Here is a 14,213-nt window from a genome sequence, read left to right as displayed (position 1 = left end):
TATGACGAACCATCCCCCCGCATCTCAACTGGACAGCGTTCTCCCCTTAGGCTGATCCGGACGAATCACTTCGGTCGCTGGTGACCGATCTCTCGGGAAGGGTTCGACCATGTGGAATGCCCAGTGGGCCCAGGAGGCCGCGTGCCTCGGTCGTCCGGACGATCTCTTCGTCCAGGGTGCGGAGCAGAACCGCGCCAAGCAGTTGTGCAATACCTGCGAGGTCACCGCCGAGTGCCTTGCCGAGGCGCTCGATCACCGGATCGAGTGGGGCGTCTGGGGCGGCATGACCGAACGGGAGCGCCGCGCCCTCCTGCGCCGCAAGCCCCACGTGACCCGATGGCACGAGGTGCTGAAGCCCGCCGCTGCGGAGCGCGAGCGCGGCGCGAGCCGGCAAGCGGCCCGCTGACCGATCCGCCGGGCGCTCAGCGCGCTGCGGTGAGGTGCTCCGCGATCGTTCGTAGGCCGTCGAGATCGTGCACATCGGTGGAGAGGGCGGGAACGACCGCCGTGGCGACATCGCCGTGAGCGGCGGCGAAGCGACGCCGTACCCGGCCCTCGCGAGCCGCGAGCCGGACACGATCGGCGTGCACGGCCAGCAGATCCGAGGTCAACCGGTCGGTCGCGGAGCCCGAGGCGAGCCGGGGCGATGCCGACTCGGCGTCGGCGGCGGTGATGCCCGCTGCCCGTTCGTCGTGACAGCGGTTGACGACGAGCCCGGCCAAGGGCATCTCATCGGCCTCCAACCGCTCCACGAAGTACGCGGCCTCGCGCATGGGCGCGTCATCGGGCACCGCGACCACCAGAAAGGCGGTCTCCTCGGCCTGCAAGAGGGCGTAGGTGGCCTCGGCGCGCTGACGGAAGCCGCCGAAGAGCGTGTCGAAGGCGGCGATGAAGGTCTGCATGTCGGTGAGGATCTGGGCGCCGATCACCTTGTTGAGCGCCGCCGTCACGACGCCGAAGCCCGCGGTCAGGAACCGGGCCGGGCCCTTGGCCGGAGCGAGCATCAGCCGGATGAAGCGGCCGTCCAGCATGGATGAGAGCCGCTCCGGGGCGTCGAGGAAGTCCAGCGCGGACCGTGAGGGCGGCGTGTCGACGACGATGAGATCCCAGCGCCCCTCGGCGTGCAGCTGTCCGAGTCGCTCCATCGCCATGTACTCCTGGGTGCCGGCGAAGGAACTCGAGAGCGCCACGTAGAACGGGTTCTGCAGGATCTGCTGTGCCTTCTCCGGCGACGCGTGGGCCTCGACGACATCGTCGAAGGTGCGCTTCATGTCGAGCATCATCGCGTCGAGGGAACCGCCTGCGCTCGTGTCGATGCCGTCGACGGGCCGCGGCGTGTTGTCCAGCTCGGTCAGTCCCATCGACTGGGCGAGCCGGCGGGCGGGATCGATCGTGAGCACGCAGACGCGGCGCCCGCGCTCGGCGGCGCGCAGTGCGATCGCGGCGGCCGAGGTGGTCTTGCCGACGCCCCCTGAGCCGCAGCAGACCACGATCTGCGTGCGCTCGTCGTCGATGAGCCGGTCGACGTCGAGGGCGGGTGCCGTGCCGCGGCGTGCCTGTCGTGCGCGGCGCGCGGCGGGTCGCGGCCGGGTCTGAGCGGGCCGGGTCATCGCGTCATCTCCTCGAGGTCGTCGGCGAGATCGTAGAGGGCACCGAGGTCGATGCCATCGGCGAGCCGCGGCAGGTGCACGATGTCGCGTCCGGTCGCGGCCAGCAGGGAGTCCTGCTCGTCCTGCAGTCGTTGACGCTCGAGGTGCGCGCTGCCCTCGTCGAGAAGGTCCTGTGCCGCCGCGGAGGGGAGGCTCACGCGAGCCAGGGAGACCGCCACCTCGTCGACGTCCACGTCCGCGGAGTCCAGCGCCTCGGCCGACTCCTCGCTGAGCAGGCTCGGGCGCACCATGTTGACGACGATGTGCCCGATCGGGAGGGACGCGGCGCTGAGCTCCTCGATCCCGTCGACGGTCTCCTGGACGGGCATCTCCTCCAGCACCGTCACCAGGTGGACCCGGGTCTGCTCCGAACGCAGCATCGTCATGATCGACGTGGCTTGGTTCTTGACCGGTCCGACCTTCGCGAGTCCGGCGACATCGTCGTTCACCCCGAGGAAACGGGCAATCCGACCGGTCGGCGGCGCGTCCACGACGATCGCGTCGTACACGAAGTCGCTGTCGGGTCCGTCGGTCCGTCGGCGAGCCGCCTCGTAGACCTTGCCGGTCAGCAGCACGTCGCGGACGCCCGGCGCGATGGTGGTCGCGAAGTCGATGACCCCGAAGCGGTCGAGGGCCTTGCCCGCGCGGCCGAGGCGGTAGTACATGGCGAGGTACTCCAGGAGTGCCGCCTCGGCGTCGACCGCGAGCGCATAGACCTCGCCTCCTCCTCTCCCGGTGCCGGCGATCGGGCGCTCCTCATAGGGCAGCGGAGCGATATCGAAGAGCTGGGCGATCTGTTGCCGTCCCTCGACCTCGCAGAGGAGCACTCGGCCTCCCTGGGAGGACAGGGCGATCGCGAGGGCAGCCGCCACGGTGGTCTTGCCGGTGCCGCCCTTGCCGGTCACGATGTGCAGAGGGGTCGAGAGAGCCACGTCCCCGAGCGTAGGCGCTCTGAGGTCGTCCCGCTGCGGGACCGGTAGGCGCCCCTCGGTTGTGGCGGTGGCCTACGCACCTCTCGCCAGCTTGGGCGGTGGGTTACGCACGTCTCCACCCATCCGAGAGGTGCGTAACCCACCGCTCCCTTGCCGGCGCGCGCACGTCCCGTCCGACGACAGCCGCCGAAACCGCGGACCGGGCCAGGTCTCGATCATCTAGAGTCGGCACATGACCAAGTGGGAATACCTGACCGCGCCGGTGCTCGTGCATGCCACGAAGCAGATCCTCGACAATTTCGGCCAGGACGGATGGGAGCTCGTGCAGATCGTGCCGGGACCCAATCCTGAGAACCTCGTCGCCTATTTCAAGCGCCCGGTGGCCTGACGTGGCCGCGGTTGAGCAGCGCCTGGCCGAGCTGGGCCTGACGGTGCCCGCCGTCGCGGCGCCGGTGGCCGACTATGTCCCGGCGCTCCGCACGGGTGCCTATGTGTACACCTCGGGCCAGCTGCCCTTCGTGGACGGCGAGCTCGCCGTGACGGGCACGGTCGGTGCGGGCGTCTCGCTCGACGAGGCCGCCTCGGCCGCCCGTCAGTGCGCGCTGAACGCCATCGCCGCGGTGGCATCGCAGGTCGATCTCGATGAGGTCGTGCGTGTCGTCAAGGTCGTGGTGTTCGTGGCGAGCGACCCGGCTTTCACCGATCAGCCGAAGGTCGCCAACGGTGCCAGCGAGCTGATCGGGCAGGCCTTCGGCGAGGCCGGCCGCCACGTCCGCAGCGCCGTCGGGGTCGCGGCGCTGCCGCTGGGCTCCCCGGTCGAGGTCGAGATCGTGGTCGAGGTGGGCTGATGCTGATCCCGCTGCCGGAGCGCCTGCGCGAGCACGTCGCAAGGGCAGCATCACCCGTCCCGGCGAAGGATGCTGCCACGATCGCCGTGGTGCGCGACGGAGCGGACGGGATCGAGGCCTTCCTCATGCGGCGCCAGTCGTCGATGGCCTTCGCGGCGGGCATGTACGTGTTCCCCGGCGGCGGTGTCCACGACGATGACTTCGGGTCGGTCGACTGGGTGGGACCCACGCCCGAGGAGTTCGGCGAGCGGCTCGGCTGCGCGCGGGATCTGGCCCATGCGCTCGTGGTCGCGGCCGTGCGCGAGACCTTCGAGGAGACCGGCGTCCTGCTGGCGGGCCCCGACGCCGACACGGTGTTCGGGGACACGACGATCCCGGAGATGACCCGGGCCCGCGAGGACCTGGAGGAGCACCGGCTCGGCTTCGCGGAGTTCCTGCGGCGCGACCGCCTCGTGCTCCGGGCCGATCTGCTGGGAGTCTGGGCGCACTGGATCACCCCCGCCTTCGAGCCGCGTCGTTATGACACCCGTTTCTTTGTGGCGGCGCTGCCCGAGGGCCAGCGGATCAACAGCGTCAGCGGGGAGGCCGACCGCTCCCTGTGGGCGCCGCTGACACGGGTGCTCGAGCGCGTCGACGCGGGTGGCGCGGCGATGATGCCGCCTACCGTGACCACCTGCCGCGAGCTCGCTGAGCACCGCGCCGATGAGATCCTCACCGCGTCCACGAAGCGGATGGTCGCGCCGATCGAGCCGCGTATCGTCGAGGTCGACGGGGAGCTGTACTTGCAGACCGACAGTCAGGAGCACTTGTGAGCGAGCGAACGATGGGGTTTCTCGTGCCGGGGCCTGCCTATCGTTGTTCTTTCTGGCAGGTGGCGGCATGAGTGAGCGGGTGACCGCGCGGGCCTCGGTCGTGCGAGCCGACAATCCGGGCATCATGACCCTGGACGGCACCAATACGTGGATCCTGCGCGAGCCGGGCGCGGGGCGATCCGTCGTCGTCGACCCGGGTCCGGCCGATGAGGAGCATCTGGCGGCGGTGCTGGAGGCAGCCGGTGAGGTCGGGCTGGTGCTCTACACGCATCATCACGGGGATCACACCGAGGCCTTCGACCGGATGCGGGAGCTGACGGGTGCGCCGGCGCGCGCGATCGGCGAGCAGTTCTGCTCCGATGCCGACCCGATCGCCGACATGGAGGTCATCGAGGTCGACGGGCTGCGCATCGAGGCCGTCGCGACTCCCGGCCATACGATGGACTCGCTGTGCCTCGCGCTCACCGCGGAAGGCTCGCTGCTCAGCGGCGACACGATCCTCGGGCGAGGCACCACCGTGGTGGCGTGGCCCGACGGTGCGCTCGGCCCGTACCTCGACTCCCTCGCGCGCCTGCGCGAGATGACCGAGGAGGGGCTGGTCCGGCGGATCCTGCCTGGGCACGGTGCGGTCATCGAGGATCCCGCCGCGGTGCTGGACTTCTACATCGTGCATCGCCAGGAGCGGCTCGACCAGGTACGTGCGGCGCTCGACGAGGGTGACACCACGGCGCGCGAGGTCGTGGAGCGGGTCTACGCCGATGTCGACCCGGTGCTGTGGCCCGCCGCCGAACGCAGCGTCGAGGCTCAGCTCGCCTACCTGCGCGACTGACCTGCTCTGCCCTGGGCCCCCATCCCTGGGGCGGTGACGTACGCACCCCTCAGCGTCCTCGGCGGTGGGCTGCGCACGTGTCAGCGCTATTGAGAGGTGCGTAAGTCACCGCTCGCGAGGTTGAGGGGTGCGTACGTCACCGCTCCCTCGGGAGCAGGATCAGCGGGCGCGCTTCTGGAGGCGCTCGAGATCGAGGATGACGACGCTGCGCGGCTCGAGGCGCACCCAGCCGCGGGAGGCGAAGTCGGCGAGGGCCTTGTTGACCGTCTCGCGGGAGGCGCCGACGAGCTGGGCGAGCTCCTCCTGCGTGAGGTCGTGGTTGACGTGGATGCCGTCCTCGTCCTCGCGACCGAAACGGTCGGCCAGGTCGAGCAGGGCCTTCGAGACGCGACCGGGGACATCGGAGAAGACCAGGTCGCCGACGACCTCGTTGGTGCGGCGCAGGCGCCCGGCGAGCTGGTGGAGCAGCGCCTTGGCGACATCCGCGTGATCGTTGAGCACCGGACCGAGAGCATCGTGACCGAGGCTGCGCAGCTCGACATCCGTGACCGCGGTGGCAGTCGCCGAACGCGGACCGGGGTCGAAGAAGGAGAGCTCGCCGAACATCTGACCCGGGCCGAGGATCGCGAGCAGGTTCTCGCGGCCATCGGGCGAGGTGCGCCCGAGCTTGAGCTTGCCGTCGACGACGACGTACAGCTTGTCGCCGTCATCGCCCTCATTGAAGAGGATCTCGCCGCGCCTCAGCGACAGCGACTCCATCGAGGACTCCAAGGCGCTCGACGCGGCATCGTCGAGTCCGTTGAACAGGGGCGCTTGGCGCAGTACGTCGTCGGTCACGGTTCTTCCTTCTCGGTCACGGCCCAGTGGGGTCCGTGTCACAGTTTTTCACACTCCACCACATGACGGGAGACGCAACGCCCGCAGTACAGGGGTTGCAGGGGATAACAGCCACGCCGATCCTGGCGGGTCCTCGTCTCGGGGGCGCTGCCTCTTCACGGAACCTCTACGCTATCGGTGTGACCACGACCGACACGGGCCGCCGCGACACCGCGCTGGTGCGCCGCGCCCGCAAAGTCGATCGGGTCCTCGCCGAGACCTATCCCGATGCCCGCCCGGAGCTCGACTTCTCCTCGCCCTTCGAGCTGCTGGTGGTCACCGTGCTGTCGGCGCAGACCACCGACCGCCGCGTCAACGCGGTCAGCCCGGCGCTCTTCGCCGCCTACCCGGACGCCGCAGCGCTCGCCGCAGCCGACCGCACGGAGCTCGAGGAGATCATCCGCCCTACCGGGTTCTTCCGGGCGAAGACCGACAGCCTGCTCGGTCTCGCGGCGGCGCTCGTCGAGCGGTTCGACGGCGAGGTGCCCCCGCGTCTCGACGACCTCGTCACGTTGCCGGGAGTCGGTCGCAAGACCGCCAATGTCGTGCTGGGCAATGCCTTCGGCATCCCCGGGATCACCGTCGACACGCACGTGGCGCGCCTGACCCATCGGCTGGGCTGGCTGGACGAGGCCACCGCGCGGCAGCCGGTCAAGGCCGAACACGCCCTCGGCGCCCTGTTCCCCCGCCGCGACTGGACCGACATGTGCCAGCGGCTGATCTGGCACGGACGGCGCCGGTGCCATGCGCGCACCCCCGCCTGCGGCGCCTGCCCCGTGTCGCGCTGGTGCCCCTCGTACGGCCTCGGACCGACCGACCCGGTCGAGGCCGAGAAGCTCGTGACGACCCAAGGACGCGCATGACCACGACCCTGCCCGGCTGGCTCCAGCCACTGGCCGACCTCGCCGGCTCCGTCGAGGCCGAACAGCTCGCCCCGAGATTCCCGCATCCGCCCGCCGACGCCCGGCCGTCGGCGGTGCTCATGCTGTTCGCGGAGAGCCCGCGGGGCCACGAGCTGCTGTTGACCGAGAGGGCGAGCACGCTGCGCAACCACGCGGGGCAGATCTCCTTCCCCGGAGGTCGCGCCGATCCCGGCGATGTCGACCCGCCTGCAACGGCTCTTCGCGAGGCGCAGGAGGAGGTCGGCCTCGACCCGGTGGCCGTGCAGGTCTTCGGCGAGCTGCCGACCTTGTGGATCCCGCCGAGCAATCACGCGGTGACCCCGGTGCTCGGCTACTGGCGCTCCTGGAGCCCGACCTTGCGTCCGGTGAGCCTCGCGGAGGTCGCCGAGGTGCTCTGGACGCCGATCGAGGAGCTGATCGACCCGGAACGACGCTTCAGCGTCGTGCATCCCTCGGGATGGAAGGGTCCCGCCTTCGACATCGGCACCGAGACCCCGCTGTGGGGATTCACCGCGGGGATCGTCTCGCGGGTGTTCGAGCGAGTCGGCTGGTCGAAGCCCTGGGACGAGTCCCGGGTGCGGCCGCTTCCGGAGATCCGCTGACATGAGCCGGCACCGACCGATCCTCCACGAGGCGGCGGCGTGAACAGCCTCGACCTGATCCTGCTGGCACTCGTGGCGCTCTACGCCGCCTCGGGCTTCGTGCACGGATTCGTCGTCAACCTCATCGAGGGCATCGGGCTGGTCGCCGGCGGCGTGATCGGCATCATCGTCGCCCCGCTGATCTTCGGCGGTGGCGATGCCGCGCATCCGCTGCTCTCGTTGCTGCTGGTGGTCGCCTTCCTGCTGCTGGGGCAGTTCCTCGGGCGTCTGGTCGGCCGCGATCTGCGGGTCACCGAGGGGCCGTGGCGGTCCGTCGACGCCGTCGCGGGCGCCGCCCTCGGCGTCGTGGCCGTCCTCGGCGCGGCGTGGGCACTCGGGTTCGCCGCGAGCGGAGCCTCGCTGCCGTATCTGAGCCAGGCGGTCCGCACCTCGGTGATCCTCGAGCGCGTCGATCGGGTGATGCCGTCCCAGGCCTCCGATGTGCTGGCGGCCTTCAGCCGGTCGCTGACCGAGGACGTCTTCCCGCGGTACCTCGAGCCCTTCGAACCCGAGGTGATCGCCTCGGTGGAGCCCCCGGACGAGGCGACCCTCGCGCAGCCCGGGGTCAGGTCGGCGGCGGGCAGCGTCGTCAAGATCATCGGCTCGGCCGAATGCGGCCGCGGCATCGAGGGGTCGGGATTCGTCTACGCCGACGGGAGGGTCATGACCAATGCCCACGTCGTCGCGGGGGTCAGCGATCCGGTGGTCCAGATCGGCGGCCGGTCGGTGGACGCCGTGCCCGTGCTCTTCGATGCCGAGATGGACATCGCCGTGCTGCGCACACAGCGTCTGGACGTGCCGAATCTGCAATTCGACCTCTCCGGAGCGGCGGGCAGCGAGGCGGCGGTGCTGGGCTATCCGGAGAACGGCCCCTTCGACGCTCGCGCGGCGCGCATCCGCGACCTCACGACGATGCGCGCGCCGGACATCTACGGCCAGGGAGAGCATCCGCGGGACGCCTTCTCCGTGCGCTCGCTCGTGCGTTCGGGCAACTCCGGGGGACCGCTGGTCTCGGCGGCCGGCGAGGTCTATGGCATCGTGTTCGCCGCCTCCATCAGTGACTCGTCGACGGGCTATGCCGTCACCGCCGAACAGGCTGCGGGCAACGCCCGGGCGGGTGTCGAGGCGACCGACCGCGTGTCCACAGGAGGATGTGTCCGATGAGAACCCTGACCTCGGTGATCTGCTGGGTGATCGCCGTGCTGGCCGGGATCGTGGCCCTGCCGGTGACCTGGATCGCCGACAATGTCGCCGAGGAGACCGGTTACGTCGAGCTCGTGCGCGATCTGCGCGATGATCCGCGAGTCGTGGAGGCGGTCGCCGACACGGCGGCCTCGCGTGTCGCCGGCGATCTTCCCGAGGCGGTCCGCGATCAGGTGGCCGCTCAGTTGAGCCAGGCACTCGGCGCCCTCGAGGAGGTGCCCGGCTTCGACGAGGCCTGGGACGACTCTCAGCGTCGCAGTCATCAGCTGTGGTTCGGCGGCCGGTACATCCCCGAGCAGCTGCAGGTCGATGTCACACCGCTGGTCGACCTCGCGCTGCAGCAGGTGACGACGGCGCTGCCCATCGCGATCGAGTCTCCCGAGGAGGTCCGGGTGCCGGTCGCCACGGCTCCGCCGGGACTCCGCTTCGTGGAGACCACGCCGACCTGGAAGTCGATCACGCTGCTGGCCGCGGGCGCCGCCGCGGTGCTGTGCTTCGTGTTCGCGCGGCATCGTTCGACCGGGCTCGCCTGGATCGGGGTGGGGGCTCTCGTGATCGCGGGCGTGACCTACGTCGGCACGCGGGTCACGGTGCCGGCCGTGCTCGACGGTGCCGCTTCCGGGTCCTCGCAGTTCGGCCAGGTGCTGACCGATGCGGTGGGCGACCGTTTCACCGCATCACTCGACGGATGGGTCGAGCAGCTCGCGCTGGCGGGCGGCGCGGCGATCGTGCTCGGCCTGGCGTGCCGGGGCATCCTGGCGCTCTGGCAGCGCCGTCGCCGGTCCGCCTGACCCTCTCGGCTCGGTCAGCTCGCCGAGTGGAGCTGGGGCCGGGTCAGGCGACCTTGCCCTTGAGGGCGGTGGGGATCTGCTTGGTGGTGTCGATCGTCTTCTGCGGGATGGTGACCTTCTTGAAGCGGCGGATGCCGACGAAGGCCAGTAACAGCGCCAGGAGCAGGTAGCCGCCGGTGACGATGAGGAACGCCCACGCGGGGTGGAGTCCGGTCATCGTCAGGAAGAAGCCGATGGTGATCGACGCGAGGATCACCACGAGCAGCAGGATGAACGCGGCGACCGCGAGCAGCGCCGCACCCATCCCGCCGGCACGGACGCTGACCTTCATCTCCGACTTCGCCAGCTGGATCTCATGCTGGATCAGCGAGGAGAGATCGCGCGTGACATCGGCGACGAGGTGGCCGATGGTGGGTTCCTCCGAGACGGGCTGCTGCTCACTCATAGAGCGAGCCTACCGAGAACAGGCCGTGACGACAGCACAGCACTCCGTCTGCCTCACCGGGATCGGTCCCGTTCGCATCGGCACCCCGCCTCGCGGAGCGGTGAGTTACGCACCGGTCCCACGCCAGAGCGGTGGGTTACGCACCTGTCCGAGGTTGCGAGAGGTGCCTAACCCACCGCCCGGCTGGGTGAGAGGTGCCTAACCCACCGCCACCGCGCGGGGGATCAGTCGTCGTCGGAGCCCTTCTTCATGCCGGCGGTGATCTGGTCCATGACCGAGGAGTCCGCGAGCGTGGTGGCGTCGCCGACCTCGCGGTTCTCGGCCACGTCGCGCAGCAGACGGCGCATGATCTTGCCCGAGCGGGTCTTAGGTAGCTCGGCCACGACCATGATCTGCCGCGGCTTGGCGATCGGCCCGATCTGCGTGCCGACGTGGTTGCGCAGCTCCGCGACCGTCTCCTCGCCGCTGTCCACGGCCGACTCCCGCAGGATCACGAAGGCCACGACTGCCTGACCCGTGGTGTCGTCGGTCGCCCCGACCACGGCCGCCTCGGCGACACTCGGGTGCGAGACCAGCGCGGACTCGATCTCGGTGGTCGACAGCCGGTGTCCCGACACGTTCATCACATCGTCCACCCGGCCGAGCAGCCAGATCGCACCGTCCTCGTCCTTCTTGGCGCCGTCACCGGCGAAATAGACATCGGCGAACCGCGACCAGTAGGTGTCGATGAAGCGCTGGTCGTCGCCCCAGATCGTCCGGAGCATCGCCGGCCACGGCTCGGTGAGCACGAGATAGCCGCCCTGGCCGTTGCCGACGGCGTTGCCGGCATCGTCGACGACCTCCGCGCTGATGCCTGGCAGCGGTCCCATCGCCGATCCCGGCTTCGCGGCGGTGACACCCGGCAGCGGGCTGAGCATGTGCGCCCCGGTCTCGGTCTGCCACCAGGTGTCGACGATCGGAGTGCGGCTGCCGCCGATGTTCTCGCGGTACCAGACATAGGCCTCGGGGTTGATCGACTCGCCGACGGTGCCCAGGATGCGCAGGCTCGACAGGTCGAACTCCGCGGGGATCTCGGCACCCCACTTCATGCAGGTGCGGATCGCCGTCGGAGCCGTGTAGAACAGCGTCACGCCGTACTCGGCGACGATCTCCCACCAGCGACCCTTGTGCGGGGTGTCGGGCGTGCCCTCGTAGAGCACCTGTGTGGCGCCCTCGGCCGTCGGTCCGTAGACGATGTACGAGTGGCCGGTGACCCAGCCGATATCGGCCGTGCACCAGTAGACATCGGTGTCCGGCTTGTGATCGAAGACCGCGTTGAAGGTGTACGCGGCCTGGGTCAGATAGCCGCCCGAGGTGTGCAGGATGCCCTTGGGCTTGCCGGTGGTGCCCGAGGTGTACATGACGTACAAGGGATGCTCGGCGTCGAAGGCCTCGGGCGTGTGCTCGGGTGATGCCGAGTCGACGACCTCGTCCCACCACACGTCGCGGCCCTCGGTCATCGCGGTGTCCTGGCCGGTGCGGCGGACGACCAGCACATGCTCCACGATGCCGTCGACCTTGCCGAGCGCCTCGTCGACCGCCGGCTTGAGGCTCGAAGGCTTGCCGCGCCGGTAGCCGCCGTCCGCGGTGATGACGACCTTCGCCTCGCAGTCGGTGATCCGGCTGGAGAGGGCGTCGGAGCTGAAGCCGCCGAACACGACCGTGTGCGGTGCGCCGAGTCGTGCGCAGGCGAGCATCGCGATGACGGCCTCGGGGATCATCGGCAGGTAGATCGCGACGCGGTCCCCGGCGCGCACACCGAGGTCGGTGAGCGCGTTGGCCGCCTTGCTCACCTCGTCCTTCAGATCGGCATAGGTGAGCGTGCGGGTGTCGCCGGGCTCTCCCACGAAGTGGAAGGCGACCTTGTCGCCGCGGCCCGCCTCCACGTGGCGGTCCACGCAGTTGTAGGCGACATTGAGCTTGCCGTCGGCGAACCACTTCGCGAAGGGCGGGTTGCTCCAGTCCAGCACCTCGGTGAACGGGGTCTGCCAGTCGAGCCGCTCAGCCTGCGTACGCCAGAAGCCTAGCCGGTCCGCGGCGGCTTCCTCGTACGCGGCCGCCGTGACGTTCGCGTGCTCGGCGATCGCCGCCGGCGGCTCGAAGACGCGATCTTCGCGGGCGAGGTTGTCGATGCCTGTCTCGGTCACGGGATGTCTCTCCTTGGATGGGTTCCTGTTCATGATTGTGTCGCACACCACGCCGCGGGGCGAGGGGGCCGGGGAGCGCCCACCCCCGACGGGGCGCTCCCCGGGGTCTCACTTCTCCGCGCCCGCTCCGGTGAGGGAGCGCACCTCCAACTCGGAGAACCGCTCGACCGAGCCCTTGTCCGAGGAGGTGACGGTGCCCAGCCAGCCGAGGAAGAAGCCGAGCGGGATCGACACGATGCCCGGGTTCTCCAGCGGGAACCAGCTGAAGTCGACGCTCGCGGGGAAGAGCGAGAGGCTGGCCCCCGTGTCTGGATCGACCTTGCCGGAGACGACCGGGCTGAAGAACACCAGGCCGACCGCCGAGATCAGGCCGCCGTAGATGCTCCACAACGCGCCGCGGGTGTTGAAGCGCTTCCAGAACAGGTTGTAGAGCAGGGCCGGGAGATTGGCCGAGGCCGCCACCGCGAAGGCGAGGGCCACCAGGAAGGCGACGTTGAGGCTCTGACCGGGGATGGCCAGGGCGATCGCGACACCGCCGATGATGAACGCGGAGATCCGCGCCACCTTGACCTCGTCCTTCTCCGTCGCCTTGCCCTTGCGCCAGACATTGGCGTACAAGTCGTGGGCCACCGAGGAGGCGGAGGTCAGGGTGAGCCCGGCGACCACCGCGAGGATCGTCGCGAAGGCGACCGCTGAGATGAGGGCCAGCAGCACGGCGCCGCCCAGGGAACCGGGACCACCGCCGATCGCCTCGGCCAGCAACGGCGAGGCGAGGTTGCCGCCCGAGGCGGCGATCTGGTCCTTCGCATCGCCGGTGACCAGGGCCGCGGCACCGAAGCCGAGGACGAGGGTCATCAGGTAGAAGGTGCCGATCAGGCCGATCGCCCACAGCACCGAGACACGCGCCTGTTTGGCGGTCGGCACGGTGTAGAACCGCACGAGGATGTGAGGGAGGCCCGCGGTGCCGAGCACGAGCGCGATGCCGAGCGACAGGAAGTCGATCTTGCTGGTGGTCGACACGCCGTACTTCAGGCCGGGCTCGAGGAAGGCCTGGCCCTTGCCGCTCGCCTCGGCGGCGGTGCCGAGCAGATCGGAGAGGTTGAAGCCGAACTTCGCGAGCACGAGGACGCTGATCAGCAGCGTGCCGAACATCAGCAGGACGGCCTTGACGATCTGCACCCACGTGGTGCCCTTCATGCCGCCGACGACGACATAGAAGATCATCAGCACGCCGACCGACACGATGGTGATGTTCTTGGCGGCCTGCGAGTCCACGCCCAGCAGCAGCGAGACGAGGGCACCGGCGCCGACCATCTGAGCCAGCAGATAGAAGATCGAGACGACGACGGTCGAGATCGCCGCGGCCTGGCGGATCGGCCGCTGGCGCATGCGATAGGCGAGCTGGTCGGCCATCGTGAAGCGACCGGAGTTGCGCAGCAGCTCCGCGATCAGCAGCAGGGCGACCAGCCAGGCGACGAGGAAGCCGATGGAGTAGAGGAAGCCGTCGTATCCCGAGAGCGCGATCGCCCCGGAGATGCCGAGGAAGGAGGCGGCCGACATGTAGTCGCCGCCGATCGCGAAGCCGTTCTGCACACCGGAGAAGGAGCGGCCGCCGGCGTAGTAGTCCGCGGCGGTCTTGGTATTGCGGCTCGCCCAGAAGGTGATGCCCACGGTGAGCAGCACGACGAGGCCGAACAGCGAGGCGGTCAGGGCCTGATTCGATTCCTCGCTCGCGGCGAGGAGCGCGTCGGTGGAGATCACTGGCCGACCTCCCGCTCGAAGCCGTCGCGCAGATCGTCGGCGAGCGGGTCCATCTTGCGCGCGGAGTACCGGGCGTACCACCACGCGATGCCGAAGGTGGTGATGAACTGCAGCAGGCCGAAGAGCAGCGCGATGTTGATCGTGCCGAAGACCTGGGTGTTCATGAATCCGGGCATCCAGTTCGATGCGATGACGTAGAACAGGTACCAGACCATGAAGGCCACGGTCATCGGCAGCACGAAGCTGCGGTAGTTGTTCTTGAGCTCGGCGAACTCCGCGGTCGCGTGGATGCGCTCGTAGGCGGCGTGGGTCTCAGGTGAGATCGGTTCGGCCATGGC

16 protein-coding genes are annotated in these 14,213 nt (G+C 69.6%); 9 read left to right on the top strand and 7 right to left on the bottom strand.

Annotated elements, in window-relative coordinates; translation table 11 throughout:
* The first annotated feature begins 109 nt into the window (after positions 1 to 109).
* Complete coding sequence (locus JL108_RS11940) at positions 110 to 406, top strand: WhiB family transcriptional regulator (RefSeq protein ID WP_205198494.1); 297 nt, start codon at positions 110 to 112, stop codon at positions 404 to 406.
* A gap of 16 nt (positions 407 to 422) precedes the next feature.
* Here the strand turns inward: JL108_RS11940 and JL108_RS11935 are convergent, their stop codons facing one another.
* Positions 423 to 1,610, bottom strand: a complete 1,188-nt coding sequence (locus tag JL108_RS11935; protein ID WP_205198493.1) for an ArsA-related P-loop ATPase — start codon at positions 1,608 to 1,610, stop codon at positions 423 to 425.
* Entirely contained in the window at positions 1,607 to 2,581 is a 975-nt protein-coding gene (locus tag JL108_RS11930) for an ArsA-related P-loop ATPase (RefSeq protein WP_307837253.1), read from the bottom strand. The genes JL108_RS11935 and JL108_RS11930 overlap by 4 nt, the downstream gene beginning before the upstream one ends.
* Before the next feature lie 232 nt (positions 2,582 to 2,813).
* Between JL108_RS11930 and JL108_RS11925 the strand changes: the two genes are divergently transcribed.
* From JL108_RS11925 to JL108_RS11910, 4 genes are all read left to right on the top strand, one after another.
* Positions 2,814 to 2,969: a DUF4177 domain-containing protein gene (locus tag JL108_RS11925; RefSeq protein WP_087623594.1), complete on the top strand. Its 156-nt coding sequence runs from the start codon at positions 2,814 to 2,816 to the stop codon at positions 2,967 to 2,969.
* Position 2,970: 1 nt separating this feature from the next.
* A complete protein-coding gene (locus JL108_RS11920; protein WP_205198554.1) occupies positions 2,971 to 3,429 on the top strand; it encodes a RidA family protein in 459 nt (152 codons plus the stop codon).
* Positions 3,429 to 4,241, top strand: coding sequence for an NUDIX hydrolase (locus tag JL108_RS11915; protein WP_205198492.1), 813 nt, complete (start codon positions 3,429 to 3,431; stop codon positions 4,239 to 4,241). Before JL108_RS11920 ends, JL108_RS11915 begins: the two co-directional genes overlap by 1 nt.
* A 67-nt stretch (positions 4,242 to 4,308) precedes the next feature.
* Positions 4,309 to 5,070, top strand: a complete 762-nt coding sequence (locus tag JL108_RS11910) for an MBL fold metallo-hydrolase (RefSeq protein WP_205198491.1) — start codon at positions 4,309 to 4,311, stop codon at positions 5,068 to 5,070.
* 159 nt (positions 5,071 to 5,229) lie between these two features.
* On the opposite strand, the gene JL108_RS11905 is transcribed toward JL108_RS11910, so the two are convergent.
* Entirely contained in the window at positions 5,230 to 5,907 is a 678-nt protein-coding gene (locus tag JL108_RS11905) for a Crp/Fnr family transcriptional regulator (RefSeq protein WP_087623590.1), read from the bottom strand.
* 179 nt (positions 5,908 to 6,086) lie between these two features.
* Here JL108_RS11905 and nth point away from each other — a divergent pair, with 179 nt between their 5' ends.
* From nth to JL108_RS11885, 4 genes are read left to right on the top strand one after another with little or no spacing between them, the layout of a single operon-like run.
* Positions 6,087 to 6,809: an endonuclease III gene (nth, locus tag JL108_RS11900; RefSeq protein WP_307837252.1), complete on the top strand. Its 723-nt coding sequence runs from the start codon at positions 6,087 to 6,089 to the stop codon at positions 6,807 to 6,809.
* Positions 6,806 to 7,450 carry a CoA pyrophosphatase gene (locus tag JL108_RS11895; RefSeq protein ID WP_205198489.1) on the top strand — a complete coding sequence of 215 codons (645 nt, stop codon included), beginning with the start codon at positions 6,806 to 6,808 and terminating at the stop codon, positions 7,448 to 7,450. The genes nth and JL108_RS11895 overlap by 4 nt, the downstream gene beginning before the upstream one ends.
* A gap of 39 nt (positions 7,451 to 7,489) precedes the next feature.
* Positions 7,490 to 8,653: a MarP family serine protease gene (locus tag JL108_RS11890; RefSeq protein WP_205198488.1), complete on the top strand. Its 1,164-nt coding sequence runs from the start codon at positions 7,490 to 7,492 to the stop codon at positions 8,651 to 8,653.
* A complete protein-coding gene (locus JL108_RS11885) occupies positions 8,650 to 9,483 on the top strand; it encodes a hypothetical protein (RefSeq protein ID WP_205198487.1) in 834 nt (277 codons plus the stop codon). The genes JL108_RS11890 and JL108_RS11885 overlap by 4 nt, the downstream gene beginning before the upstream one ends.
* A gap of 43 nt (positions 9,484 to 9,526) precedes the next feature.
* Here the strand turns inward: JL108_RS11885 and JL108_RS11880 are convergent, their stop codons facing one another.
* The 4 genes from JL108_RS11880 to JL108_RS11865 form a co-directional block, all read right to left on the bottom strand.
* On the bottom strand, positions 9,527 to 9,928 hold the full coding sequence (locus JL108_RS11880) for a phage holin family protein (RefSeq protein ID WP_143912694.1): 402 nt from the start codon (positions 9,926 to 9,928) through the stop codon (positions 9,527 to 9,529).
* Positions 9,929 to 10,152: 224 nt separating this feature from the next.
* A complete protein-coding gene (gene acs, locus JL108_RS11875) occupies positions 10,153 to 12,147 on the bottom strand; it encodes an acetate--CoA ligase (RefSeq protein WP_205198486.1) in 1,995 nt (664 codons plus the stop codon).
* A gap of 75 nt (positions 12,148 to 12,222) precedes the next feature.
* Positions 12,223 to 13,872: a cation acetate symporter gene (locus tag JL108_RS11870; RefSeq protein WP_205198551.1), complete on the bottom strand. Its 1,650-nt coding sequence runs from the start codon at positions 13,870 to 13,872 to the stop codon at positions 12,223 to 12,225.
* The gene (locus JL108_RS11865; protein WP_205198485.1) at positions 13,872 to 14,210 is read right to left on the bottom strand and encodes a DUF485 domain-containing protein; all 339 of its coding nucleotides are present in this window, start codon (positions 14,208 to 14,210) and stop codon (positions 13,872 to 13,874) included. Before JL108_RS11865 ends, JL108_RS11870 begins: the two co-directional genes overlap by 1 nt.
* Positions 14,211 to 14,213 lie beyond the last annotated feature (3 nt).

The sequence above is a fragment of the Aeromicrobium sp. YIM 150415 genome (genome assembly GCF_016918125.1).
Lineage (GTDB): Bacteria > Actinomycetota > Actinomycetes > Propionibacteriales > Nocardioidaceae > Aeromicrobium > Aeromicrobium piscarium.
Note: the sequence above shows the minus strand (reverse complement) of the source record. Positions and strands in the feature narration are given on the sequence as shown.